A 2,923-nucleotide genomic window follows, 5' to 3' on the forward strand; every position below is an offset into this window, starting at 1 on the left:
CGAGAGCCCCCGGATCGCATCACGCGACCCGGGGGCTCCCGTCATACCACCCCACCCACGTGCGTGGCAGGCTGCAGGCGAGCTTGCAGGCCTGCGGACGAGGACCGGGCCCGTCTCCGGCTCGGGTGACCGGCGGACCGGAAGGAGTCGGCCTCGGGTTCGGACTGGCTGGCGTGGTCGGAGCCGCCGTGGTCTCGGATCTGGAGGATGAGAGAGGTGCCGACGGGGTGGACAAGCGACTGAATCGGCTCACCCTCGAGCGTTGGCAGGTGTGGATCTATGTCGCGGCCATCGCCGCGGGTCTCGCATCGGGGAGCGCCATCCCGGCGACGGCGTCGATGGCCGAGGTGCTGCTGTGGCCGGTTCTCGCCCTGTTGCTCTATGCCACGTTCCTCCAGGTGCCGGTGCTGCACCTAATCTCCGCCTCGCGCGACCTCCGGTTCTCCGGAGTGGTCCTGTTGGGCAACTTCGTACTCATGCCCCTGATCGTGTGGGCGATGGTGTCTCTCCTTCCCGCCGACCCCGCGATCCGTCTGGGCGTGTTGCTGGTGTTGCTCGTGCCGTGCACCGACTGGTTCATCTCCTTCACCCAGCTCGCCGGCGGGGATGTGCCCCGGGCCGTCGCGGTGACCCCCGTCAACCTTGTTCTACAGCTGCTCCTGCTTCCTCTTTATCTGCTGCTCATGGCGCGGGAGGAGGTCACAGGGTTGATCACGCTCAACGTGGTCGCGCCGGCGCTGCTGATCGTCGCCGTGCCCCTGATCGCGTCGACGCTCACGCAGTGGTGGGTCGATGCCCGCCCGGGGCGTCTTGTGGTGCGTGATCGATGGGCCTGGGCACCGGTTCCGCTGCTCGCTGGTGTCGTGTTTCTCGTCGCCACGGCTCAGGTGGATACCGTGCTCGGTGCGCTGAACGTTCTCCCGGTCGTCGTCCCGGTCTTCGTGGCGTTCCTGCTCGCGGCCGCGCTCACCGCCAAGGCTCTGGCGGTCTCGTTCTCTCTCCCGCCCCGACAGGCCCGGACACTCGCCTTCGGACTCGGGACCCGGAATTCGTTCGTCGTCCTTCCGCTGGCGCTCGCACTGCCTGAGGGGTTCGAGGTGGCGGCAGTGGTGATCGTGGCACAGACCCTGGTCGAGCTCCTCGGCATGATCGCCTTCCTCTGGCTGATTCCGGTGGTCTTCAGGACCGACCAGCGGTCCGCCGACGGGGGACTGTGAGGACCACCGTGTCGACGGGTCCCGGGGCGGCGGATGTGGCCACCGCACCTATCTGCGCTCGGCTGGTGCGAGGGCGGAGCGACGGTTGTCCACGGTGGTGCCGGCACACTCCACCGAGAGCCTGCTGCGTGTGTCACACGATGGCGTCGAGGGCGTGGGGCAGCGTCGTGACTCCGTCGGTCGCGAGGAAGTGGCCCGCTCCCGGGACGACCTGAGCCGACGTGCCGAGAAGACCGGCCAGGCGGTCTGTGAGGTCGACAGGAACATGATCGTCGTCGTCGGAACGCAAGATGGTGAGCGACCCGGCCCTCTCTCGGATCCCGGACAGGTCCACGCCGTCACCGATGAAGTCGTCCAGTTCGGGTAGCCCCGGCAACGGGTCGACGAATCCCGAGACGAGCACGAGACCGCCCACCTCCCACGGTCCCGTCAGGGAGGCGAGGTGGCGCAGAACGGTGAGGCAACCGAGGCTGTGGGCGACCACGATCGTGTCTCTCCCCGGGATACCGAGCTCTTCTGCGGCGGTAGCCGCCCACCGGTCCGGAGATGGGGACGTGGACTCCGGCAAGGCGGGTACTCGTGTGGGGACCCCCGCGTGTTCGAGCTGTTCTGCGAGCCACCCGAACCAATGGTCCGCGGGCGTCGCACCGTACCCGTGGAAGATCACGGCCTGGGTGGTTCTTACCGACGTCATGCCACCGAACGGTAGACCGTGCCGCAAGGGAGGGTGAGTACAGCCCTGGCGGCCTGGGTGTCGTTCCACTCCTCCGCACCGGCTCGCGGCCGGGGATCACCGAGGGGAGTGTCCGACCGTTGCTCGGGTTCAGTCCGAGCGCGGGGCAGTTGCTCACCTGCTCGCGTTGATGCATCAGTGTGCTGCCGGGTTCGGTGTCCGGCGGGCACCGGAGACCGGGCCGTGATGCTCGGAGGTTCTCGACGCGGAACGACGCGAGGTTCGCGGCGGTCGCCGTCGATCGACACAGCACGGTGTACCCGGCCACGACGGTGCGCGGTCGGCCGGCGACATGCCGTGGTGCCGGCTCGGTAGAAGACCCCGGCCCGGCCGGAGGCGCGGTAGAGGCGGTGACGGGTGAGACCGGTGAGCCCGCACACGGTCGCGATCCGCACGCCGAGGCCCCCGCCCTGAGTGCCCCCCACACGGTCGTGAGTCGGGACGGCCACTCACCGCACGCGACGGAGCTCTGGGAGGACGAGCCGAGCACTGGGAGGACGAGCCGACTCCGCCCTGCAGCTCGAGCCGCACTGATGACCGGATCGCGTAGGCCCCGTCCCCTCGGGTCGGGTAGGACACGTGGTGGCAGGGGCGGAAGTCGGGCGGCCGGAGGGGGAACACGGCAGGGACGCAGCGGGAAGACCCGTCTGTACGTGGCTTTGGCGATCTGCCGGCATGGGCCTGCAGGGGCGCCCTGGGAGGCGTTGACCAGCCGATTTGGTGTTCCGTTGGGGCGCGTGTAACTTTATCGGAGCCGCCAGGGAGCGGGGGTCGAGCCGAGAGGTTCGAGTCCTGGTTTCGGGCGGTGGCTTCGCGAAGGGGCGCCGAACGATCGGGTTGACCGATCGACTTCGGTCCGCTAGAGTAGGCGAGCTGCCTCCGATGGAGAGCGGCAACTTCCCCCTAAGGTATGTGGCGATAGTGCCACATGGCGACGGTGTGGTGGTGTTGTTTGAGAACTCAACAGTGTGTT

Annotated in this window: 2 protein-coding genes; one reads left to right on the forward strand and one right to left on the reverse strand. The window is 68.4% G+C overall.

The genetic code is table 11. From position 1 onward, the window contains the following. Window positions 1–173: 173 nt before the first annotated feature. Window positions 174–1,217, forward strand: coding sequence for a bile acid:sodium symporter (locus G6022_RS16450; protein WP_347238202.1), 1,044 nt, complete (start codon window positions 174–176; stop codon window positions 1,215–1,217). A 133-nt stretch (window positions 1,218–1,350) separates the two neighbouring features. On the opposite strand, the gene G6022_RS16455 is transcribed toward G6022_RS16450, so the two are convergent. Next, a complete protein-coding gene (locus G6022_RS16455; protein ID WP_179524635.1) occupies window positions 1,351–1,911 on the reverse strand; it encodes an alpha/beta fold hydrolase in 561 nt (186 codons plus the stop codon). Window positions 1,912–2,923: the final 1,012 nt, after the last annotated feature.

The organism is Dietzia sp. Cai40 (assembly GCF_014145165.1).
Classification (GTDB): Bacteria; Actinomycetota; Actinomycetes; order Mycobacteriales; family Mycobacteriaceae; genus Dietzia; species Dietzia natronolimnaea.